At 68.0% G+C, this 19,765-nt stretch carries 22 protein-coding genes; 14 read left to right on the top strand and 8 right to left on the bottom strand.

Annotation, left to right across the window (positions count from 1 at the left end; translation table 11 throughout):
- The first annotated feature begins 368 nt into the window (after window positions 1-368).
- Complete coding sequence (locus FHY06_RS05000; RefSeq protein ID WP_126182024.1) at window positions 369-869, top strand: DUF485 domain-containing protein; 501 nt, start codon at window positions 369-371, stop codon at window positions 867-869.
- A gap of 24 nt (window positions 870-893) precedes the next feature.
- Here the strand turns inward: FHY06_RS05000 and FHY06_RS04995 are convergent, their stop codons facing one another.
- On the bottom strand, window positions 894-1,208 hold the full coding sequence (locus tag FHY06_RS04995) for a c-type cytochrome (RefSeq protein WP_019652345.1): 315 nt from the start codon (window positions 1,206-1,208) through the stop codon (window positions 894-896).
- Window positions 1,209-1,312: 104 nt separating this feature from the next.
- Here FHY06_RS04995 and FHY06_RS04990 point away from each other — a divergent pair, with 104 nt between their 5' ends.
- Both FHY06_RS04990 and FHY06_RS04985 read left to right on the top strand, forming a co-directional pair.
- Entirely contained in the window at window positions 1,313-1,567 is a 255-nt protein-coding gene (locus FHY06_RS04990) for a TIGR04438 family Trp-rich protein (protein WP_184603671.1), read from the top strand.
- Window positions 1,568-1,624: 57 nt separating this feature from the next.
- A complete protein-coding gene (locus FHY06_RS04985; protein WP_184603668.1) occupies window positions 1,625-2,455 on the top strand; it encodes a DUF3592 domain-containing protein in 831 nt (276 codons plus the stop codon).
- A gap of 107 nt (window positions 2,456-2,562) precedes the next feature.
- Here the strand turns inward: FHY06_RS04985 and ilvD are convergent, their stop codons facing one another.
- Window positions 2,563-4,257 carry a dihydroxy-acid dehydratase gene (gene ilvD / locus FHY06_RS04980; RefSeq protein ID WP_019652348.1) on the bottom strand — a complete coding sequence of 565 codons (1,695 nt, stop codon included), beginning with the start codon at window positions 4,255-4,257 and terminating at the stop codon, window positions 2,563-2,565.
- Window positions 4,258-4,357: 100 nt separating this feature from the next.
- On the opposite strand from ilvD, the gene FHY06_RS04975 reads away from it, so the two are divergent.
- A complete protein-coding gene (locus FHY06_RS04975) occupies window positions 4,358-5,326 on the top strand; it encodes a LysR family transcriptional regulator (RefSeq protein WP_184603666.1) in 969 nt (322 codons plus the stop codon).
- A complete protein-coding gene (locus tag FHY06_RS04970) occupies window positions 5,323-5,883 on the top strand; it encodes a hypothetical protein (RefSeq protein WP_184603664.1) in 561 nt (186 codons plus the stop codon). The genes FHY06_RS04975 and FHY06_RS04970 overlap by 4 nt, the downstream gene beginning before the upstream one ends.
- Window positions 5,884-5,901: 18 nt before the next feature.
- Here FHY06_RS04970 and FHY06_RS04965 read toward each other — a convergent pair whose 3' ends face one another.
- Window positions 5,902-6,843 (bottom strand): LysR family transcriptional regulator, encoded by a 942-nt coding sequence (locus FHY06_RS04965; RefSeq protein ID WP_184603663.1) that lies wholly within the window; start codon window positions 6,841-6,843, stop codon window positions 5,902-5,904.
- 144 nt (window positions 6,844-6,987) lie between these two features.
- Between FHY06_RS04965 and FHY06_RS04960 the strand changes: the two genes are divergently transcribed.
- The 8 genes from FHY06_RS04960 to FHY06_RS04925 all read left to right on the top strand — a co-directional run bounded on the left by FHY06_RS04960 (window position 6,988) and on the right by FHY06_RS04925 (window position 14,718).
- Window positions 6,988-7,761 (top strand): SDR family oxidoreductase, encoded by a 774-nt coding sequence (locus FHY06_RS04960; protein ID WP_132798032.1) that lies wholly within the window; start codon window positions 6,988-6,990, stop codon window positions 7,759-7,761.
- A gap of 32 nt (window positions 7,762-7,793) precedes the next feature.
- Entirely contained in the window at window positions 7,794-8,063 is a 270-nt protein-coding gene (locus FHY06_RS04955) for a hypothetical protein (RefSeq protein ID WP_126468437.1), read from the top strand.
- Between the two features lie 57 nt (window positions 8,064-8,120).
- The gene (gene lgt / locus FHY06_RS04950) at window positions 8,121-8,954 is read left to right on the top strand and encodes a prolipoprotein diacylglyceryl transferase (protein ID WP_019652354.1); all 834 of its coding nucleotides are present in this window, start codon (window positions 8,121-8,123) and stop codon (window positions 8,952-8,954) included.
- A 139-nt stretch (window positions 8,955-9,093) separates the two neighbouring features.
- Window positions 9,094-9,762 carry a GntR family transcriptional regulator gene (locus FHY06_RS04945; RefSeq protein WP_019652355.1) on the top strand — a complete coding sequence of 223 codons (669 nt, stop codon included), beginning with the start codon at window positions 9,094-9,096 and terminating at the stop codon, window positions 9,760-9,762.
- A 28-nt stretch (window positions 9,763-9,790) separates the two neighbouring features.
- Window positions 9,791-11,257 carry a malonyl-CoA decarboxylase gene (locus FHY06_RS04940; RefSeq protein WP_184603660.1) on the top strand — a complete coding sequence of 489 codons (1,467 nt, stop codon included), beginning with the start codon at window positions 9,791-9,793 and terminating at the stop codon, window positions 11,255-11,257.
- 133 nt (window positions 11,258-11,390) lie between these two features.
- Window positions 11,391-12,377, top strand: a complete 987-nt coding sequence (locus tag FHY06_RS04935; protein ID WP_184603657.1) for a Bug family tripartite tricarboxylate transporter substrate binding protein — start codon at window positions 11,391-11,393, stop codon at window positions 12,375-12,377.
- Complete coding sequence (locus tag FHY06_RS04930; protein ID WP_019652358.1) at window positions 12,374-13,156, top strand: enoyl-CoA hydratase/isomerase family protein; 783 nt, start codon at window positions 12,374-12,376, stop codon at window positions 13,154-13,156. The genes FHY06_RS04935 and FHY06_RS04930 overlap by 4 nt, the downstream gene beginning before the upstream one ends.
- A 23-nt stretch (window positions 13,157-13,179) precedes the next feature.
- On the top strand, window positions 13,180-14,718 hold the full coding sequence (locus FHY06_RS04925; protein WP_019652359.1) for a malonate--CoA ligase: 1,539 nt from the start codon (window positions 13,180-13,182) through the stop codon (window positions 14,716-14,718).
- Between the two features lie 22 nt (window positions 14,719-14,740).
- Here the strand turns inward: FHY06_RS04925 and FHY06_RS04920 are convergent, their stop codons facing one another.
- Both FHY06_RS04920 and FHY06_RS04915 read right to left on the bottom strand, forming a co-directional pair.
- The gene (locus FHY06_RS04920; RefSeq protein ID WP_184603654.1) at window positions 14,741-15,814 is read right to left on the bottom strand and encodes a phenylacetaldoxime dehydratase family protein; all 1,074 of its coding nucleotides are present in this window, start codon (window positions 15,812-15,814) and stop codon (window positions 14,741-14,743) included.
- A 17-nt stretch (window positions 15,815-15,831) separates the two neighbouring features.
- The gene (locus FHY06_RS04915) at window positions 15,832-16,842 is read right to left on the bottom strand and encodes a carbon-nitrogen hydrolase family protein (protein WP_184603652.1); all 1,011 of its coding nucleotides are present in this window, start codon (window positions 16,840-16,842) and stop codon (window positions 15,832-15,834) included.
- A 183-nt stretch (window positions 16,843-17,025) separates the two neighbouring features.
- On the opposite strand from FHY06_RS04915, the gene FHY06_RS04910 reads away from it, so the two are divergent.
- Window positions 17,026-17,988: an AraC-like ligand-binding domain-containing protein gene (locus FHY06_RS04910; protein ID WP_184603650.1), complete on the top strand. Its 963-nt coding sequence runs from the start codon at window positions 17,026-17,028 to the stop codon at window positions 17,986-17,988.
- A 28-nt stretch (window positions 17,989-18,016) separates the two neighbouring features.
- Here FHY06_RS04910 and FHY06_RS04905 read toward each other — a convergent pair whose 3' ends face one another.
- From FHY06_RS04905 to FHY06_RS04895, 3 genes are all read right to left on the bottom strand, one after another.
- The gene (locus FHY06_RS04905) at window positions 18,017-18,844 is read right to left on the bottom strand and encodes a sulfite exporter TauE/SafE family protein (RefSeq protein ID WP_126182011.1); all 828 of its coding nucleotides are present in this window, start codon (window positions 18,842-18,844) and stop codon (window positions 18,017-18,019) included.
- Window positions 18,845-19,125: 281 nt separating this feature from the next.
- Window positions 19,126-19,449 carry a cell division protein ZapA gene (locus FHY06_RS04900; RefSeq protein WP_184603647.1) on the bottom strand — a complete coding sequence of 108 codons (324 nt, stop codon included), beginning with the start codon at window positions 19,447-19,449 and terminating at the stop codon, window positions 19,126-19,128.
- Window positions 19,446-19,670 carry a hypothetical protein gene (locus FHY06_RS04895; RefSeq protein ID WP_019652365.1) on the bottom strand — a complete coding sequence of 75 codons (225 nt, stop codon included), beginning with the start codon at window positions 19,668-19,670 and terminating at the stop codon, window positions 19,446-19,448. The genes FHY06_RS04900 and FHY06_RS04895 overlap by 4 nt, the downstream gene beginning before the upstream one ends.
- Window positions 19,671-19,765: the final 95 nt, after the last annotated feature.

The raw sequence follows: 19,765 nt of genomic DNA, 5'->3' as shown, positions 1-19,765 counted from the left end.
AGCACGTGAGCAGGTGAAGACGGCACTCATATCGCGCAGCGATGTGATGTGCCGGCAGAACCCTGCGATCCTGGAGCAGTTGTCGCAGACGAACTGATCCGGGATCCGGCCGCAGGCTGGTGCGTGCGAAGCACGTGAGCAGGTGAAGACGGCACTCATATCGCGCAGCGATGTGATGTGCCGGCAGAACCCTGCGATCCTGGAGCAGTTGTCGCAGACGAACTGAGCAGTAGTGCTGTAGGACATGGCCGTTTATGCGGCCATTTGCGCCGAACACGGCTCTTCGCTGAGGTAAAACCATCGGATCACCGTGCGCCTCGAAGCGCGCGGGTCCCAGATGTGTTCGATCTTTCCGAAGGAGGCCTGCAATGGGCGTGAGATCCGCTTTTCTTTTCGTCGTCGTGCTGCTCATCGTGGCGCTTGCCGCGCTCAACTGGGGCACGCTGTCCACGCCCACCGAGGTGTGGCTGGGCTTCATGACCGTATCGGCCCCGCTGGGCCTGATCATGCTGGGGCTGACCGCGGTGCTGGCGGCCTTCTTCCTCGTCTACGTGCTGTACCTGCACAGCTCGGTGCTGATCGACACCAAGCGCCACACCAAGGAAATGCAGGCCCAGCGCGAGCTGGCCGACAAGGCGGAAGCCTCGCGCTTCACCGAACTGCGCAACTTCCTGGAGGCGCAGGAAAACAAGCACATGGCGCAGAACGCAGAGCGCCAGTCGGCGATCCTCGCGCGGCTCGAGCAGCTCGAAACGGCGATCCGCCTGCGCTCGGACCAGACCGACAACACCCTGGCCGCGCACATCGGCCAGCTAGAGGACCGCATCGAGCGCCGGCCGGTGCCGGTGGACATCAACCCGCAGATCTGACGCGGCCGATGCCCGGGGGCGGGCTTACTTCGTCGACAGCACCCAGGCAGCGAGCTTCTTCGCGTCGGCCTCGCTGACCTGGTTGTTCGCCGGCATGGGCACCGGGCCCCACACGCCGGAGCCGCCCTTCATGATCTTGTTGGCGAGGGTGTCGACGGCACCCTTGTCGTCCTTGTACTTGGCAGCCACGTCCTTGAACGAGGGGCCGAGCACCTTGCGCTCGACCGCATGGCAGCTCATGCAGTTCTTCGACGTGGCCAGCGCCAGATCGGCGAAGGCAGGCGCGGCGAGCACGGTGAGGCCGAGGCCCAGGACTGCCGGCAGGAAGACTCTTTTCATGGGTGTAATTGTTAGGGGCTGAGTTACATTCGTCTCAACGCGATTGTAGGTAGTGCCGTGCACGGCACCGGATGCGTTGCCAATACAACCCCGAGGGATTCGCGATGTGGTTTCTGGGATTGGGCCTGCTTGCTCTGGCCCTCAAGTATTTCGAGATCGGCATGGTCGCCACCTGGAGCTGGTGGATCGTGCTGTCGCCGTTCGCAATGGCCATCGCGTGGTGGGCCTGGGCCGATTCGTCGGGCTACACCAAGCGCAAGATCGTCGAGCGCGAAAACCGCCGCAAGCAGGAGCGCATCGACCGGCAGAAGAACAACATGGGCATCAAGACCACGAACGGGCAGCGCCCGCGCCGTTGAGCGGCCTCTCTCGTCCCGGCCCGGGTCTTCGCACCGAATGCATCACGCAGGCGTGCCATGGACGAGGAAGCCACCACCCGCGCGCTGATCGTCTTCGGACTTTCGCTGGTGCTCGGCCCGGCCATCGGCGGGCTCGTGGGGTGGCTCAGGAACTTCTTCTGGGGTGTAGGGGTGGGCGCCTTGCTCATCGGCTGCGCGGGCCTTTACGGTGCTGCTTCGCTCGGCTGGAGCCGCTACCAGTCGATCGCCGGCACTGCCAGCGTGCAGGGCAGCCTGGTGGAGTTCGTCGACGAGCAGAGCAAGGACAGCAAGGGCCGCGTCACGGTGTCGCGCGCGCCGGTCGTCGAATACGTCACGCCCGATGGCCAGAAACGCCGCGTAAAAGGCCTTGGCGGCGGCCTGGCGGACAAGGAATGGGGCGACCCGGTCGAAGTGCGCTACCGCGTGGCCGACCCCGCGCAGGCGCTGGTGGCCGATTTCCAGAACATGTGGGGCGGCGTCTGGGGGCTGGGCATCTTCGGAGCCTTTCCCGCGATGTTCGGCCTGTTCTTCATCGGCATGGCGCGCACTGAAGCGCGCGAGAAGCAGGGCATCTACACCCGGCCGCAGCCGCGCGAAGCCACGCCCGGCCAGAAGCGCTGGCGCACGCGCGGTACCGTGCTCGCCAACCTCGTCTTCCTGGCCGGCTTCGCGCTCGTGTTCCTGTGGCCCGATCCGAGCCCGATGAAGCAGTTCGGCGCGGGTTTCACGACCATCGGCGTCGGCGCGATCCTGCACTTTCTCGTGCAGAGCCTGCCGCCGGCGATGGATTTCCAGTCGCGCAGCATCCTCGCGATCGTGGGACTCGGCTTCATCGCCTTCGGCTACGGTGCCTGGATGATGGCTTAGATGGGGTCGTCCCCAGGCTCCGTGCACTTCGCGTCACTTCGCCAATTCCCTCTGGGCGGCGACACCGAGGCCCAGCAAAGCCGGTTCCCCGGTGTTTCATGCAGGGGTCAGAACTTGTCGAGCACCGCGCCCGAGCTTGCGCTCGATGCGTTGAACGCGAACTTCGCCTGCACGCCGCGCGTGTAGCGCGGAGCCGGCGCCTTCCAGCCTTCTCGGCGCTTGGCGATCTCGGCTTCGGGCACGTTCAGCTCGAGCTTGAGCTGGTGCGCGTCGATGGTGATCGAGTCGCCCTCGTTCACGAAGGCGATGGTGCCGCCGGCAGCCGCTTCGGGCGCCACGTGGCCCACGACCATGCCCCAGGTGCCGCCGGAGAAGCGGCCGTCGGTGATGAGGCCCACGCTCTCGCCGAGGCCAGCGCCGATCAGCGCGCCGGTCGGCGCCAGCATCTCGGGCATGCCCGGGCCGCCCTTGGGGCCGAGGTAGCGCAGCACCATCACGTCGCCGGCCTTGATCTTGCCGTCGAGGATCGCCTTGAGCGCCGACTGCTCGTCGTCGAACACGCGCGCCGGGCCGGTGATGACGGGGTTCTTCAGGCCGGTGATCTTCGCGACCGCGCCTTCGGGCGAGAGGTTGCCCTTCAGGATCGCGAGGTGGCCTTCGTCGTACATCGGGTTGTCGATGGTGCGGATCACGTCCTGGTCGGCGCGCGGCACGTCCGGCACGTCCTTCAGCACCTCGGCGATAGTCTGGCCGCTGATGGTGATGCAGTCGCCGTGCAGCAGGCCCGCGTTCAGCAGCACCTTCATCACCTGCGGGATGCCGCCGGCCTGGTGAAGGTCGACCGCGAGGTACTTGCCCGAGGGCTTCAGGTCGCAGATCACCGGGACCTTCTTGCGCATGCGCTCGAAGTCGTCGATGGACCAGTCCACGCCCGCGGCGTGCGCGATGGCCAGGAAGTGCAGCACCGCGTTGGTCGAGCCGCCGGTGGCCATGATGACGGCCACGGCGTTCTCGATGGCCTTCTTGGTGACGATGTCGCGCGGCTTCAGGTCCTTCTTGATCGCCTCGATCAGCACCTTGGCCGATTCCTTGGCCGAGTTCTGCTTCTCGTCGTGCGGGTTGGCCATGGTCGAGGAGTAGGGCAGCGACATGCCCAGCGCCTCGAAGGCGCTCGACATGGTGTTGGCGGTGTACATGCCGCCGCACGAGCCGGTGCCGGGAATGGCGCGCTTCTCGATTTCCTTCAGGTCCTCGTCGCTCATGTTGCCGGCGGCGTTCTGGCCCACGGCCTCGAACACGCTGACGATGTTGAGGTCCTGGCCCTTGTACCTGCCCGGGAGGATGGTGCCGCCGTAGACGTAGATGGCGGGCACGTTGGCGCGCAGCATGCCCATCATGCCGCCGGGCATGTTCTTGTCGCAGCCACCGACCACCAGCACGCCGTCCATCCACTGGCCGCCCACGCAGGTCTCGATGCAGTCGGAGATGACTTCGCGGCTGACCAGCGAGTACTTCATGCCCTCGGTGCCCATGGCCATGCCGTCGGAGATGGTGGGTGTGCCGAACACCTGCGCGTTGCCGCCGGCTTCCTCGATGCCTGCGATGGCCGCGTCGGCCAGCTTCTGCAGGCCCGAGTTGCAGGGCGTGATGGTGCTGTGGCCGTTGGCGACGCCGACCATCGGCTTCTTGAAGTCGCCTTCCTCGTAGCCCATGGCGTAGAACATCGAGCGGTTGGGGGCGCGGCTCTTGCCTTCGACGATGTTGGCGCTGCGGCGGTTGATCTGGATTGGCTTGGTGTCCATGGTGTCTCTTCTGTCGTGGGGAGATCGGGGAGCCCAAGTATCGGACTTCTAATTGATTGCTTCCAATCCATTTTCAATCATCGATTGATATGCTCGGCATATGAATGAAGCACTCATCGACCTGCGCGCCTGGCGCCAGTTCGTCGCCGTGGCCGAGGAACTGCACTTCGGCCGCGCCGCGCAGCGGCTGCACATGACGCAGCCGCCGGTCACGCAGGCCATCGCCCAGCTCGAGAAGACGCTGGGCGTGGTGCTGTTCGACCGCACCCGCCGGCGCGTGGCGCTCACGCCCGCCGGCGAGGCGTTGCTGCCCGACGTGCGCGAGCTGCTGGCGCGCGCCGCAGCGCTTCCCGCACGCGCGCGCGCCGCGGCCGCGGGGCAGGTGGGGCGCGTGCGCATCGGCTTCGTCTCGACGGTGGGCTTCGAGCAACTGCCTGCCTGGGTACGCGAATTCCGCGCCCTGTGCCCCGAGGTGGCGCTGGAGCTGGTCGAGGCTACGGGCGACGTGCAGCTCGAAGCCTTCGCACGCGGAGAGATCGACGCCGGCCTGATGCTGCATTCGCCCGGTGCCGCGCCGCCGGGCCTTGCGCGCCTCGCCGTGTCGCAGGAGCCTCTGGTGCTGGCGCTGCCCGAGCGCCACCCGCTCGCGCGTACCGGCAAGCTGCTGCTGGCCGACGTGTTGGCCGAGCCGCTGGTGATCTTTCCGCGCCGCATCGTGCCTTCGCTGCACGACGCCATCTTCGACCTGTACCACGCGGCCGGCCGCACGCCGCAGCTCGGGCAGGAGGCCATACAGATGCAGACCATCGTGAACCTCGTCTCGGGCGGCATCGGCGTGGCCTGGGTGCCCGAGAGCGTCACGCAGTTCCGCCGCGCGGGCGTGGTGTACCGTCGCGCCGAGGAGTTCGCGCCGGCCGCGCGACGCCGCAGTCCGCCGGAGCTGCCCGGCTGCGAGACCAGCCTGGTATGGCCCGAGGGGGCCGTCGATCCGGCGCTTGCGCGCTTCGTCGACTTCGTGCGCGAGCGCGGCGGCGGTCCGGAGCATCGAAAAGAGGAGGTCGAACGATGACGAAGAGACAGAGACAGAGCCGATTGGCCCGTTGCCTGCGGTCCGCCATGGCGGCCGCTGCGCTGTGCGCGTCGACGGCCATGGCGCAGACGCCGCCCACAGTGCCCCAGTTCAAGGACTACCCGGCCGATGCCCCCTACACCGGCAAGAACCATCCGCTCGTGCTCGACAGCGATTTCGCCCGCAGCTACCGCACCCGGCTGCGCGAGGCGATCGCCACCGGAAAGCCCAGCTTCGCCGGCCGCTACATCGTCACGCGATGGGGCTGCGGCACGGGCGGCTGCAACGTGGGCGCGGTGATCGATGCGAGCACCGGCCGTGCCATCAGCATGCCGTTCGCGCTGATGAGCGTGTATCCGCTGAAGCCGCAGTACGAGAAGGAAGACGGCCAGGAACTGATCTACAGGCTGTCGAGCCGGCTGCTGGTTCAGGCGGGCGACATCGACAGCTCGAACAGCAGCGGCAAGGACGTGGTCGAGTTCTACGAACTGCGCGACGGCGAGTTCAGGTTCATCCGCAGCGCACCCTACGGACGCGCGGCCCAGCCGAAGTCCTGAGCCGGTCGCATTGATCGGTCAACGCGCCTTTCGCGGCCGGCCCGGCGCAGGCGGCGCAGGCTTGTCGAGCGCATCCGCCAGCACCGTTTCGAGCCACCCCGCGAAGGCCTGCATGCGCCGCGACAGGTTGCGCCGGTGCGGGTACACCAATTGCACCGGCAGCGGCTCGGCGCGTGCGTCGGGCAACACCTCGACGAGTTCGCCGGCCGCGAGGTGCTCGCGCACGTCGTAGGCCGGGATCTGGATCAGGCCCAGGCCAGCCAGTGCGCAGGCGATGTAGGTCTCGGCATTGTTCGCAGCCACCTGGCTGCGCATGCGCAGCGTCGCGATCTCGCCATCGCTGAGCCATTCCCAGGGCGCGGCGCGACCGCTGGTCGGCGAGGCGTAGTTGACGGCCAGGTGTTCCGGCAGGTCGGCAGGCGAGCGCGGCGTACCGTGCCGCTCCAGGTAGGCCGGGCTCGCGCAGTTGATCAGCGCGAAGTGCCCCAGCGGCCTTGCCACCAGGCTGCTGCTGGTCAGCGGGCCCACGCGCAGCGCGCAGTCGATGCCCTCGAGCACGAGATCCACGGCGCGGTCGGTCGAGCCGAGCTCGAGCTCGATGGCCGGATGCCGCTCGAAGAAGTCCGGCAGAGCCGGAGCGATCAGCAACCGCGCGATGCGGCTGGGCACGTCGACCTTCAGGCGGCCGCTCACCTGGCCGCGCGCAGGGAGGAACTGCTGCTCCATGTCGTCCATGTCTGCCACCAGCGCGCGAGCCCGCTCCAGCGTCGCCTCGCCGTCGGGCGTGAGGCCCACGCGGCGTGTGGTGCGGTGGAGCAGGCGGGTTCCGAGGCGGGTTTCGAGCTGCTGCACGGCGGTGGTGACGCTGGCGCGCGGAAGGCCCAGACGGTCGGCCGCGCGCGTGAAGCTGCCGGTTTCGGCCACGCGCACGAAGACCTGGAGAAGCTCGATGCGGTCCATTGAGAGGGAGAGGCGGAAAGGAATCGGATTGTTCGTGAAATTCTGAACAGTCTAGCCTTCAATGAGCTATTTATCTGTGCGGAAGCGATCAATAGACTGGCCGCTCCAGTCACACATCCGAGCTTCAACCAAGGAGGTCATTCCATGTCCGCACGTACGCTCAAGAACAAGGTCGCCGTCATCGCCGGCGGCGGCAAGAACCTCGGCGCCCTCATCGGCCACCAGCTGGTCGATGGCGGCGCCCGGGGCATCGCCATCCACTACAACAGCGACGCCTCGCGCGGCGATGCCGAGAAGACCGCGGCCGAACTCAAGGCCAAGGGCGCCGACACGCTGCTGGTGCAGGGCGACCTCTCGGTGGTCGACAACTGCGTCGGCCTGTTCGACAAGGCGGTGAAGCACTTCGGCCAGGTCGACATCGCGATCAACACCGCCGGCGTGGTCATCAAGAAGCCGATCCTCGACGTCACCGAGGCCGACTACGACAAGAGCTTCGACGCCAATGCCAAGGCCGCCTTCTTCTTCATCCAGCAGGCCGGCCGCACGCTGGCCGATGGCGGCAGCATCGTCACGCTGGTGAGTTCGCTGCTGGCGGCCTACACGCCGTTCTATGCGATCTACCCGGGCTCGAAGGCCGCGGTGGAGCACTACACGCGCGCCGCATCGAAGGAATTCGGCGAACGCGGCATCTCGGTCAACGCCATCGGCCCCGGCCCCATGGACACGCCGTTCTTCTACGGCCAGGAGAGCAAGGAGGCCGTGGAGTACCACAGCAGCGCCGCCGCGCTCAGCAAGTTCTCGAAGAAGGGCCTGACCGACATCGAGGACATCGCACCCATCGTGCGCTTCCTCGTCACCGAGGGCTGGTGGATCACCGGCCAGACGATCTTCGCCAACGGCGGCTACACCACGCGCTGATCGGGCAAGATGCCGCTAGGAGGACGAGCGACATGCACACGATCATGGTGATGGGCGGCGGCTTCGTGCTGCTGGCGGTGTTCCTGCTGGCCGGGCGCCTGCTGGGCGACGGCTCTTCGGCGGCGCTGGCCGTGGCGGCCAGGTGGTTCATTCCGGCGTGGTTCGTAGGCGCGGGCATCAACATGGCCGTGGGCGTGATCAAGGCCGGCTATTCGGTGGCGGAGGAACTGCCGATCTTCCTGCTCATTTTCGCGGTGCCGGCCGTGGTCGCGGGGCTCGTGTGGTGGAAGTTCGGGCGCTGATTCCCGTCTGAAAAGCCCCGCCTCGGCCCCGACATCCGGCCGGGGCACAATCCGCGGATGCTCATGTATCCGCATATCGACCCCATCGCCCTGCAAATCGGGCCGGTGGCCATCCATTGGTACGGCCTGACCTATCTGGCCGCCTTCGCGCTGTTCTATTTCCTCGGCACGCGCCGGCTGCGGCACGAGCCTTTCCGCCGTCTGGTGGATGCCGGCGTGTGGCAGCGCAGGGACATCGAGGACATTCTTTTCCTCGGCGTGATGGGCGTCATCGTCGGCGGGCGGCTCGGCTATTGCCTTTTCTACAAGCCCGAGTTCTATCTCACGCATCCGCTCGAGATCCTCTACGTGTGGCAGGGCGGCATGAGCTTCCACGGCGGGCTGCTCGGCGTGATCGGTGCGATGGTGTGGTTCTCGCACTCGCGCAAGCGGCCGTTCTGGCAGGTGATGGACTTCGTCTCGCCCTGCGTGCCGACGGGCCTCGCGGCCGGCCGCGTGGGCAACTTCATCAACGGCGAGCTGTGGGGCCGATTCAGCAGCCCCGACCTGCCATGGGGCATGGTGTTTCCGCAGAGCGGATCGATGCTGCCGCGCCATCCCTCGCAGGTCTACCAGTTCCTGCTGGAGGGGCTGCTGCTCTTCGTCGTGATGTGGCTCTACGCGCGCAAGGAGCGCAAGCAGGGGCAGGTGGCCTCGGTGTTCCTCATCGGCTACGGCGTGCTGCGCTTCGTGGCCGAGTTCTTCCGCGAACCCGACGACTTCCTCGGCCTGCGGGCGCTCAACCTGAGCCAGGGGCAGTGGCTGAGCATCCCGATGATCATCGCGGGCATCGGGCTGTGGTTGTGGTTCGGCCGCACCGGCAGCAAGACGGCCACCGCCGCGCGCGCCTGAGCTTCCACGAAAAGGGCCCCTCGGGGCCCTTTGTCTTAAGGGTAACTACCCGCCGCTCATTCGACGCGCGGCACTTGCGCCGGCCGGTTGGCGGGCTCAGAATTACGCGTAATTACAGGAAATTATGCGGCCCTGATCCATGCGCCTGGTCCCCAACTCCCTGCACGACGAAGTCGCCGCCACGCTGCGCGAGCAGATCTTCGACGGCTCGCTGGCCCCCGGCAGCTTCGTCGACGAGATCGCCCTGTGCGAGCGGCTCTCCATCTCGCGCACGCCGTTGCGCGAAGCGCTCAAGGTGCTCACGGCCGAGGGCCTGCTGCGCCACGAGCCGCGCCGCGGCTGCTTCGTCAACGAGGTGACCGAGCGCGACCTCGACGAGATCTTCCCGGTCATCGCGCTGCTCGAAGGCCGCTGCGCCTACGAGGCGGCCCGCAACGCCAGCGACGCCGAGCTGCAGGAGCTCGACGCGCTGCACGAGCGTCTCGTGCGGCATGCCAGGGCCAAGCGCATCAACGACTACTACGCCACCAATCACATCATCCACGAGGCGATCATCAAGCTGGCCGACAACAGGTGGCTGGCCCAGGTCATCGGCGACCTGCGCAAGATTCTCAAGCTCGCCCGGCTGCAGCAGCTGCATGCGCCGGGGCGGCTCGAGCAGAGCCTGTCGGAGCACCTGGCCGTGTTCGCGGCGCTGAAGGCGCGCGACAGCGAAGGCGCCGACGCCGCCATGCGCACGCACCTGACCCGCCAGCGCGAGGCGCTGCGCGAGGTCGCGCGCCAGCAGAAGTCCAGGGTGATGTCGTGACGATCCTTCCAAGCATTGGAGTGCCCCGATGAGTGCGACCGAATGGTTCCAGGCGCGGCTGCGTTCTGGCGAGAAATCCAAAGTGCCCGTGGCGCCCGAGGGCGCGGCAAAGAGCGCTCCGCGCAATGCGCCCAAGCCCAGCGTCCGCACGACCGCCGAACGCCTGCAGGCCACCCTGCGCAAGGCCGACGAGGCCCTGTCGCCGCGCGCGCTGCGCCGTGTGCTGGCCGACCTGCAGGCCGTGATCGACCCGCGCGTGAGCGAGGTCGAGGGCGGCCGCCGCGCGCATGCCATTGCCGACGCCTACCGCGCCGCCACGGCCGACGAGCGCCGCGACTATTGGGCACTCATGAGCGAGCATTTCGCCGCCGATGCGCAGAAGCTCAAGGCGGCGCGCGACCAACACCAGGCAGCCGTCGGCACGCCCGACGAGGGCCAGGCCGAGCTGCGCCTGCGCCGCGCGCTGGTGTCGCCCCGCATGCGCCTGCTGCAGCGTTTCGCGGTCGAGCCCGAGGGCATGCGCTTCCTGGTGGACCTGCGCGCCGACCTGCTGCCGTGCCTGAAGGCCGACAAGCGCCTGCTCGCGCTCGACGCGGAGCTGGAGCAGCTCTTCTCCACCTGGTTCGACGTCGCCTTCCTCGAGCTGCGCCGCATCGACTGGGATTCGCCGGCGTCGCTGATCGAGAAGCTCATCCGCTACGAGGCGGTGCACGACATCAAGAGCTGGTCCGACGTGAAGAACCGGCTCGACGACAGCGATCGCCGCTGCTACGGCTTCTTCCATCCGCGCCTGCCCAACGAGCCGCTGATCTTCGTCGAGGTGGCGCTGGTCGACCGCATCAGCGACGGCATCACGCCGCTGCTCGACGAAACGGCGGTGCCGGTGCCCGCCGCCCGGGCCACCACGGCCATCTTCTATTCGATCAGCAACACGCAGAACGGCCTGCGCGGCGTGAGCTTCGGCGACTCGCTCATCAAGCGCGTGGTCGAGACGCTGCAGGAAGAGCTGCCGCGGCTGAAGACCTTCGCCACGCTCTCGCCCATTCCGGGCTTCCGCACCTGGCTCGCGAAGAACGCAGCCGACCTGCTGCCGCGCCTGGACGAGAAGCGCGAGGCCGAGCTGGGCCGCCTCGTCGGCTCGCTGCCTCCCACGGCCGAACGGCTGCTCGCCGCGGCGGATGGCGCCGCCAGCTTCGACGCCAAGTCGCCGCTGCGCCAGTGGCTGATGCAGGCGGCGGCCGAATACCTCGGGCGCGCGCTGGTCGACGGCACGCCGGCCGATCCGGTGGCGCGCTTCCACCTGGGCAACGGCGCGCGCGTCGAGCGCCTGAACTGGGCGGGCGATCCTTCGCCCAAGGGGCAAAAGCAGTCCTACGGACTCATGGTCAACTACCTCTATGACCTCAAGCGCCTGGACAAGCACCGCGCCTGGCTCGCCGAGGGCAGGGTGGCAGTATCGGGAGACGTGGAAAGCCTGTATTTCAAGAAAGGCTGAGGTCCGCCGAAAGAGGAAGCAGAGGACGTAGAGAAGTAGAGGAAGTCGAAGCAGAGCAAAGAGCCGGTGCGCAAAAAGGCCGGCAGCCGCACGGGGCGGCAAGATCCACAACGACACACAGGAGATGAGACAAATGAACCAAAGCTTTCAGCGCCGCGACGTACTGCGCGTGGCCGCCGCCGGTGCGGCCGTTCTGTGCGGTGCCGCGCGCGCCCAGCAGGGCTGGCCGACCAAGCCCGTGACGATGATCGTGCCGTTCCCGGCCGGCGGCGGCACGGACGCCTTCGCGCGGCCGCTGTCGGGGCAGTTCTCGCGCGTCGCGGGCCAGACGCTGGTCATCGACAACCGCGGCGGGGCAGGGGGCACGCTGGGCGCCAGCATCGCCGCCAAGGCGCCGGCCGACGGTTACACGCTCTTCATGGGCGCGGTACACCACGCGATCGCGCCGTCCATCTACCCGAGGCTCGACTACGACATCGAGAAAGACTTCGTGCCGCTGATGCTGCTGGCCAACGTGCCGCAGGTGGTGGTCATCAACCCGAAGCGGGTGCAGGCCAACACGATCCAGGAATTCATCGCGCTGGCGAAGCGCAACCCCGGCAAGTTCAACTACGGTTCCGCCGGCTCCGGCACCTCGCACCACCTGGCGGGCGAGCTCTTCAAGATCCAGACCAGCACCTTCATCACGCACATTCCGTACCGCGGCGCTGGCCCGGCGCTGTCGGACCTGATCTCGGGCAACGTCGACCTGATGTTCGACGGCCTGGGCTCCTCGGCGCAGCACATCAAGAGCGGCCGGATCAAGGCGCTGATGGTGGCCGGCACCAAGCGCAACCCGGCCTTCCCCGACGTGCCATGCGCCGCCGAGGTGGGCCTGCCCGAGTACACCGTGACCACCTGGTACGGCCTGTGGGCGCCCAAGGGCACGCCGGCCGACACGCAGACGCGCGCCATCGACGACATGAAGAAGTCGCTGGCCACCGACGACCTGAAGGGCATCTGGGCCCAGAACGGTTCCGAGATCCCGAACCTCACCACCACCGCCTACGGCAGCTTCGTCAATGCCGAGATCAAGCGCTGGGCCGCGGTGGTGAAGGCCTCGGGCGCCAAGCTCGAATGACGACTGGAAGCGCCATCTCCCTGCGCCGCGACGGCGCCATCGCGGTCGTCACGCTGTCGAACGCGGGGCGCCTCAACGCCATGACGCGCGCCATGTGGCGCGAACTGCGCGCAGTGTTCGACGGCCTGCGCAGCGACGGCGACAGCGCACTGCGCTGCGTGATCGTGCGCGGCGAGGGCGGGGCCTTCTGCGCGGGTGGAGACATTTCCGAGTACCCGTCGTTCCGCTTCAGCGAGCCCAGCCTGCGCGAGTTCCACGAGAACGAGGTCTGGGCCGCCCTGCAGGCGATGCTCGACTGCCCGCTGCCGCTGGTCGCGCAGATCGAGGGCGCCTGCATGGGCGCGGGCATCGAGATCGCGAGCTGCTGCGACATCCGCCTGGCCGGCGCGTCCGCGAAATTCGGTGCGCCCATCGCCAAGCTCGGTTTCCCGATGGCGCCGCGCGAAGCGGCGCTGGTGCATGGCGCCATCGGCGACGTGCTCGCGCGCGACATGCTGCTGGCCGCCGGCGTGCATGGTGCGCAGCGCCTGTACGACGCAGGCTTTCTGCTGCAGGTGCTGCCCGACAACGAAGTTCCGCTCGCTGCCCAGTCGCACGCCGAGCGCATCGCCGCGCTCTCCCCGCAGGCCGCGCGCCTGCACAAGGCCACCTTCGCCGTGCTGCGCGCCGGCGCACCTTCGGCCCACGGCCTGCTGGCCACCGCCTACGATTACGCCGATTCCGCGGAACACCGCGAGGGCATCGCCGCTTTCCTTGCCAAGCGCACCCCGAATTTCTGAAGCCAAGCCAAGCAATCGTCCGAATGAAGAAGTCCGCCAACGCCAATCTGTTCGCCGCCCTGCGCGCGGCATTCCCCGCCGACCTCGACGGCATCGCCGTCGAAACCGACAGCGGCCTGTTCTATTCCTGGCGCGACCTCGAACGCGCCAGCGCCATGATCGCCAACCTGCTCGACGCTCTGAAGCTGGAGAAGGGCGCGCGCATCGCGGTGCAGGTCGAGAAGTCGGTCGAGGCGATGCTGCTGTACCTCGCCACGCTGCGCGCGGGCTACGTGTTCCTGCCTCTGAACACCGCCTACCAGAGCGCAGAGATCGAATACTTCATCGGCAACGCCGAGCCGGCCGTGGTGGTGTGTACCAGCCGCAACGCCTCGTGGGTCGCGCCCATCGCCACCGCGGCGGGCACGAAGCACGTCTTCACGCTGGACGACGACCGCACCGGCACGCTGCTCGACGTGGCCGCGCAGTGCAGCGACCAGCACGTGCCCGCGCAGCGCAAGGCCGACGACATGGCAGCCATCCTCTACACCAGCGGCACCACCGGCCGCAGCAAGGGCGCGATGCTCACGCACGGCAACCTGCTGTCGAACGCCGAGGTGCTGAAGGACTACTGGGGCTGGACCGAAGGCGATGTGCTGATCCACGCGCTGCCCATCTTCCACGTGCACGGCCTGTTCGTCGCGCTGCACGGCGCGCTGCTCAACGGCAGCAAGATCCTGTGGTTCGCGAAGTTCGATCCGAAGCGCGTCGTGCAGAAGCTGCCCGAGGCCACCGTGTTCATGGGCGTGCCCACGCTGTACGTGCGCCTGCTGGCCGAGCCGGGGCTCACGCGCGAGGCGGTGCGCAACATGCGCCTGTTCATCGCGGGCTCGGCGCCGCTGCTCATCGAGACCTTCGACGAATGGCGCGAGCGCACCGGCCACACCATCCTGGAGCGCTACGGCATGAGCGAGACGGTCATGCTCACCTCCAACCCCTACCGGCCGGAGCAGGGCGAGCGCCGCGGCGGCACCGTGGGCTTCGCGCTGCCTGGCGTGCAGCTGCGCGTGCGCGACGACGGCGGCCGCGACTGCACCACCGACGAGATCGGCAACATCGAGGTCAGCGGCCCCAACGTGTTCGCGGGCTACTGGCGCATGCCCGAGAAGACGAAGGAGGAGTTCACCGCCGACGGCTTCTTCAAGACCGGCGACGTGGGCAAGATCGACGGCCGGGGCTACATCACCATCGTCGGGCGCAGCAAGGACCTGATCATCAGCGGCGGCTACAACGTGTATCCGGCCGAGATCGAGGGCTACATCAACGAGATGGCGGGCGTGGCCGAAAGCGCCGTCGTCGGCGTGCCGCACCCCGACTTCGGCGAGGTGGGCGTGGCCATCGTCATCCCGAAGGCGGGCGCGGCGCTCGACGGCGATGCCATCGTGGCGGAGCTCAAGTCGAAGCTTGCCAACTTCAAGATCCCCAAGCGCTGCTTCGTGGTGCCCGAGCTGCCGCGCAACGCCATGGGCAAGGTGCAGAAGGCGCTGCTGCGTACCGAGCACAAGGGGCTGTTCGCAGCCTGAGCCCGCGGCCTGAGCCGTCGGGTCAGGCCCCGGCGGTCGCTGGCTCGAGTCCGTTCATCAGCCCGCTGCCCGCGTGGCAGTTGACGTACTCGTAGCTCTGCTCGTCGGCCTTGAGCACCGACACCTCGTGGTACACGCGCAGCTGCAGCCGGAAGTTCAGCGCCTGTACATAGCGCATGAAGCTGCCGAAGATCGCGACGTGCGTGGGATGCGACTCGGCCCAGCGCTCCATGTCGGTCAGCGAGCGCCAGTAGCTCAGCCCGAAGGACTTCTGCAGCGGTGCGCCCAGTGCGTCGAGGTGGCTCATGTAGCGGTTGCTGTAGCAGCCGATGGGCAGGCCCTGGTCGCGCAGGAAGTCCATGCCCTCGCGCAGCACGGGCTCCATGTCCTCGAGATAGAGCCTGCGTTCCTGCCCGGTGGTGTCGGTCCACTCCTGGCCGGAGCGGATCATCGCGATGTTCTCGTGCCCTGCGATGCGCACGCGCTGCCCCGGAGCCGGTGCGCCCGCGATCACCGCCCGCACGCCCGAGGGCGCCATCGCATCGGTCTGCGACAGCGGAATGCGGTCGCGCATCGAACCCCAGTAGCCGTGCTCCTGCAGCTCGCCGCTGACGCCGCCCATCACCACGCCGACGCCCTCGAAGCGGTCGGGCGTGTTGAACATGGTCTCGAAGTGCTCGACGCGGGGCGAGGCGATCTCGCGGAAGTAGCCGAGGCCTTCCCTGAGGCGCTCGTCGGAGCGCCACCAGGCGTCGATGGCCGGCGTCGCGCACCAGCGTGCGTAGGCGGCGAGGTCGCTCCAGTAGGCGATGGCGATCATGTTGTCGAAGCCCTGCGCGTCGACGTAGTGCGTGAGGTCGTGATGGCCGGGGCCGTCGGGCAGGGCGAAGTCGCGCGCGATCTTCATCAGCGCCGCGCAGGCGCGGCCCTGCATCTCGGGGCCTCGCGACTGCACGCCGAAGTAGCCCATCACGACCTGCTTCACCGATACCGGGGCGCGGGCAGACCACACGGGGTAGGGCGGCACGTAGTCGTCTTCCACGCGACGGTGGCGCGTGCGGGGGCACCTCAGGTGCGCGTCGATGGCGGATTCCATGGCTTGCCTCCGAGGGTTCAGGCCGCGACGGGCTCGGGCATGCCGGCTTCGGGCTCAGGCGACGTCGCATGCTGCACCACGACAGGCTCGCGGCGCGTCTTGTTGAGCAGCAGTTGCGTGACGTCGGGCCGCGAGTAGTGGCCGCTGGGGTCGGCGGCGGCCTTGGCGAGCGAGATCATGCCGAGGTCGATGTCGGCGACGACCAGGCCTTCCTCGTCTTCCGCCAGCGGGGTGCCCAGCGGCGAACCGTCGGGCGCGTAGATGCGCGCGTAGCCGCCGCCGATGCGCAGCATCTGCTGCTTGCCGGCGTCGGTGCACATCAGCTCGCTCATGGCCTTCGACACGGTGGCGCAGGGCGCGATCACGAAGCACTGGCCCTCGGCGGCGTAGACCTGGCTCGCGGCGTTGTTGACCTCGGGCCCCAGCGCGTAGGCCGCGCCGCGGTACAGCGAGAAGCTCGGCCATGCGCCGCAGTGGATCTGCTCGGTCTGCGAATACATCGCGTACTTGCTCAGCGGCTGCAGATGCTCCCAGCACGAGAGCGAGCCGATGTTGCCCAGTGGTGTCTCGACCACGGCGAGGTCGGAGCCGTCGCCCTCGCCGAACACCGTGCGCTCCACGTGCGTGGGCTTGAGCTTGCGCCGCGTCTGCACGGTGCGGCCCTGGTCGTCGATGAGCGCCTGCGCGATGTAGAGGCTGCCGGCCGCCTTCTCGCTGTAGCCGAGCGACACCCAGATGCCGAGCCTGCGCGCCGCCTGCGCGACGCGCTCGAACTCGGCCGAGCCGACGACCAGCGAGTTGTCGTGGTAGCGCTGCACGAACTGCATGCCCCAGGCCGGCGAATCGAGCCAGATCCACCACGGGTAGCCGGGCACCCAGGTCTCGGGAAAGGCGATGAGCTTCACCCCCTGTTTCGCGGCCTGCGCCATGAGGTCGATGGTCTTCTCGATGGTGCCGTCGAGGTCGAGGAACACGGGGGCGGCCTGCACTGCGGCAACGCGCAGCTTGGGATGGACGGTGGTCGGCATGAAAGTTCTCCAGATGCAATCGAAGTAACGGGGCGTGGACCGCAGGCACCGGGTTTGCGCTGTGGCATGCGGGTTGCTTGAAGCGTAGATTCGCGCCGCCTGAACGCCTTGACCCGGTTTGGCGGCGTTCTTGTTCCAGCGTTGCATCCGTTCGCTGCCCCTGAGGCCTTCCGAGGAATCCCGATGACCCAGCTGCTCAGTACCGACGCCGTCCCGCGCGACCAGCGGCTCGCCTACTGGACCGACATGATCTGCAACGTCTACGTGCAGCTGGGCTGCGACCCGGCGCGCGAGGGCGATTCGGGCGATTTCGAGGGCAGCATCCGCCAGCACACGCTGCCGGGGCTCGACGTGTCGGTCGTCACCTCGAGCCCGCAGAAGGTGATGCGCACGCCGGGACACATCTCGCATTCGAGCGACGACTACTTCCTCGTGAGCATCCAGGCGCGCGGCCGGGGCGTGGTGCGGCAGGACGGGCGCGACGCGGTGCTGTCGGCCGGCGACTTCGCGCTGTACGACAGCACGCGGCCCTACCAGCTGCTGTTCGACGAATCATTCGAGCAGATCGTGCTCAAGCTGCCCGGCGAGCGCCTGCGCAGCGAGCTGCGCGATACGCAGGCGCTCACGGCCACCACCGTTTCGGGCCGCGAGGGCGCCGGGCACCTGCTGCTGGGAATGATCCGCACGCTGCGCGAGGACATCGACACGCTGCAGCCGGCCTCGGCCCTCGCGGTGGCCAACGGCGTTCAGAACATCCTGGTGGCCGGACTGCAGACGCTGCCTGCGGCGAGCGCGCCCTCGCTGAGCAACCTCACGGCGTACCACCTCGCGCGGGTCAAGCGGCGCATCGACGAGCAGCTTGCGGAGCCTTCGCTTTCGGTGAGCACGCTGGCCGCGGAGCTGGGCGTGTCGGTCAGCCACATCCACCGCGTGTTCAGGAGCGAGCCGCTCACGCCGTCGCAATACATCTGGGAGCGCCGGCTGGAGGCCTGCAGCCGCGACCTGCTGGAGCCGCGCCTCGCGGGCCGGCCGGTGGCCGACATCGCCTACGGCAGGGGATTCAACGACGCGGCGCATTTCAGCCGCGCGTTCAAGGAGCGTTTCGGCTGCTCGCCGCGCGAATGGCGGCAGCAGCGGATCCAGTAGCCTCGGCAGGAGGCCGCCGGAGCATCGATCAGCCGTGCAGGCCCTTCCAGAGCATGTAGGCCGCCAGCAGGTAGAGGATGCTCGCGAACACGCGCTTGAGCTTCTTCACCGGCAGGCTGTGCGCGGCCTTCGCGCCCAGGGGCGCCGTCAGCACGCTGCACAGCGCGATCACCGCGAGCGCGGGCAGCCAGATGTAGCCGAAGGAGCCGGCCGGCAGGCCCTGCACCGACTGCCCGCTGACCGCATAGCCCAGCACGTTCGCCACCGCGATCGGGAAGCCCAGCGCCGCGCTGGTCGCCACCGCGTTGTGGATCGACACGTTGCACCACGTCATGAACGGCACGCTGATGAAGCCGCCGCCGGCACCCACCAGGCCCGAGATGAAGCCGATGGCACCGCCCGCGGCGAGCTGGCCGCCAGTGCCCGGCATCTGCCGCGTGGGCGCGGGCTTCTTGTCGAGGAACATCTGCGTGGCCGAGAAGCCCACGAAGAGCGCGAAGAAGATCGCCAGCGCCGTGCCCTTGAGCAGCGCGAACACGCCGAGACTGCCCACCAGGCTGCCGATGACGATGCCGGGCGCGAGGCGCCGCACGATCTCCCAGCGCACCGCGCCGCGCTTGTGGTGCGCGCGCACGCTCGACACCGAGGTGAAGATGATGGTCGCCATCGAGGTCGCGATGGCCATCTTCACCGAGAGGTCGGCCGGCACGCCGCGGTGGCCCATGATGATCGTGATGAACGGCACCATCAGCATGCCGCCGCCGATGCCCAGCAGGCCTGCGAGGAAACCGGTGCCGAGCCCGAGGGCGGCGAGTTCGACGATGAGGAGGGGATCGAGCAGGCTGGAGACGTTCACGGAGATTCTGTATCGCAAAAAGCAACGGCCCCGAGCAGCGTATGCAGGGGGCCGTAGCGGAATTAGGTGTCTGCAAGTGGGCGCCGGACTCGCATCCTGAACCGGGGTTCAGGTGGGCGAGGGCAGCAGGACTTCGGGTTCATCTGACGCGAGATGATCACACCCGTCGAGCGATTTACCAAGCCCGGCTCCGTAGAGCATTGGAACAAGGACGTATAAAGCCCAACGCGCACCGCAGACAGTTCGGATTTTACCGCTGCAACCCTGCCGGCGGAACCCGCTCAGAGCAAATGTCCATCGCCCGCCAGGGCCTGATCGAGTCTTTGAATGAGGTGGGCGGCCTTCGGGTCGGTGTCTGTGGTATCGGCTGGCGCCGCCGGTGCGGCGGGCGCGCTGGCGGCTGCCTGTTGCGCGGCGAGGTCGAACGCCAGGTTCAGCGAGGCCAGTACCGCGATGCGGTCGCGGGCCTTGACCTTTCCCGCATCGCGGATCTTGCACATGGCGGCATCCACGCGTTCGACGGCTTCGCGCAGCTGCGCCTCGCCTCCGTCGGGACAGCCGAGCAGATAGCTCTGTCCCATGATCTGTACTTCAATCTGCTTCATGCGGGGGAGTCTTCGGAAGGTGGTTCAGCCGGCAGCCGTTCGAGCAGGGCGTCGAGGCGGGTGCGGGCCGCGACGAGCCGCGACTTCAGTGCGTCGCGTTCGCGCGTGAGCGCATCGACCTGTTCCTGCAGCAGCGCGTTGGTGCGCTGCACCTCTTCGTGACGCACGAGCAGTCGTTCGACGCGCTCGGCGATCTGGTCGATGGGGCTGGAGGCGGGCATGGTTGGCGATTGTAGTTTCCCGGGGAGGCGGTCCTGCCGAGGCCGGACGCGGCGCCCGGCGTGCCCGGATTCTGCGGCTTTGCCGCCCGCCGATC

Origin of the sequence: Variovorax atrisoli (assembly GCF_014195185.1) — a bacterium.
GTDB lineage: Bacteria > Pseudomonadota > Gammaproteobacteria > Burkholderiales > Burkholderiaceae_C > Variovorax > Variovorax atrisoli.
Note: the sequence above shows the minus strand (reverse complement) of the source record. Positions and strands in the feature narration are given on the sequence as shown.

What these genes read in the sequence shown, in the direction of transcription:
- FHY06_RS05000 (WP_126182024.1), top strand. Translation starts at nt 369, where the DNA reads ATGGGCGTGAGATCCGCTTTTCTTTTCGTCGTCGTGCTGCTCATCGTG.
- FHY06_RS04995 (WP_019652345.1), bottom strand. Translation starts at nt 1,208, where the DNA reads ATGAAAAGAGTCTTCCTGCCGGCAGTCCTGGGCCTCGGCCTCACCGTG.
- FHY06_RS04990 (WP_184603671.1), top strand. Translation starts at nt 1,313, where the DNA reads ATGTGGTTTCTGGGATTGGGCCTGCTTGCTCTGGCCCTCAAGTATTTC.
- FHY06_RS04985 (WP_184603668.1), top strand. Translation starts at nt 1,625, where the DNA reads ATGGACGAGGAAGCCACCACCCGCGCGCTGATCGTCTTCGGACTTTCG.
- ilvD (WP_019652348.1), bottom strand. Translation starts at nt 4,257, where the DNA reads ATGGACACCAAGCCAATCCAGATCAACCGCCGCAGCGCCAACATCGTC.
- FHY06_RS04975 (WP_184603666.1), top strand. Translation starts at nt 4,358, where the DNA reads ATGAATGAAGCACTCATCGACCTGCGCGCCTGGCGCCAGTTCGTCGCC.
- FHY06_RS04970 (WP_184603664.1), top strand. Translation starts at nt 5,323, where the DNA reads ATGACGAAGAGACAGAGACAGAGCCGATTGGCCCGTTGCCTGCGGTCC.
- FHY06_RS04965 (WP_184603663.1), bottom strand. Translation starts at nt 6,843, where the DNA reads ATGGACCGCATCGAGCTTCTCCAGGTCTTCGTGCGCGTGGCCGAAACC.
- FHY06_RS04960 (WP_132798032.1), top strand. Translation starts at nt 6,988, where the DNA reads ATGTCCGCACGTACGCTCAAGAACAAGGTCGCCGTCATCGCCGGCGGC.
- FHY06_RS04955 (WP_126468437.1), top strand. Translation starts at nt 7,794, where the DNA reads ATGCACACGATCATGGTGATGGGCGGCGGCTTCGTGCTGCTGGCGGTG.
- lgt (WP_019652354.1), top strand. Translation starts at nt 8,121, where the DNA reads ATGCTCATGTATCCGCATATCGACCCCATCGCCCTGCAAATCGGGCCG.
- FHY06_RS04945 (WP_019652355.1), top strand. Translation starts at nt 9,094, where the DNA reads ATGCGCCTGGTCCCCAACTCCCTGCACGACGAAGTCGCCGCCACGCTG.
- FHY06_RS04940 (WP_184603660.1), top strand. Translation starts at nt 9,791, where the DNA reads ATGAGTGCGACCGAATGGTTCCAGGCGCGGCTGCGTTCTGGCGAGAAA.
- FHY06_RS04935 (WP_184603657.1), top strand. Translation starts at nt 11,391, where the DNA reads ATGAACCAAAGCTTTCAGCGCCGCGACGTACTGCGCGTGGCCGCCGCC.
- FHY06_RS04930 (WP_019652358.1), top strand. Translation starts at nt 12,374, where the DNA reads ATGACGACTGGAAGCGCCATCTCCCTGCGCCGCGACGGCGCCATCGCG.
- FHY06_RS04925 (WP_019652359.1), top strand. Translation starts at nt 13,180, where the DNA reads ATGAAGAAGTCCGCCAACGCCAATCTGTTCGCCGCCCTGCGCGCGGCA.
- FHY06_RS04920 (WP_184603654.1), bottom strand. Translation starts at nt 15,814, where the DNA reads ATGGAATCCGCCATCGACGCGCACCTGAGGTGCCCCCGCACGCGCCAC.
- FHY06_RS04915 (WP_184603652.1), bottom strand. Translation starts at nt 16,842, where the DNA reads ATGCCGACCACCGTCCATCCCAAGCTGCGCGTTGCCGCAGTGCAGGCC.
- FHY06_RS04910 (WP_184603650.1), top strand. Translation starts at nt 17,026, where the DNA reads ATGACCCAGCTGCTCAGTACCGACGCCGTCCCGCGCGACCAGCGGCTC.
- FHY06_RS04900 (WP_184603647.1), bottom strand. Translation starts at nt 19,449, where the DNA reads ATGAAGCAGATTGAAGTACAGATCATGGGACAGAGCTATCTGCTCGGC.
- FHY06_RS04895 (WP_019652365.1), bottom strand. Translation starts at nt 19,670, where the DNA reads ATGCCCGCCTCCAGCCCCATCGACCAGATCGCCGAGCGCGTCGAACGA.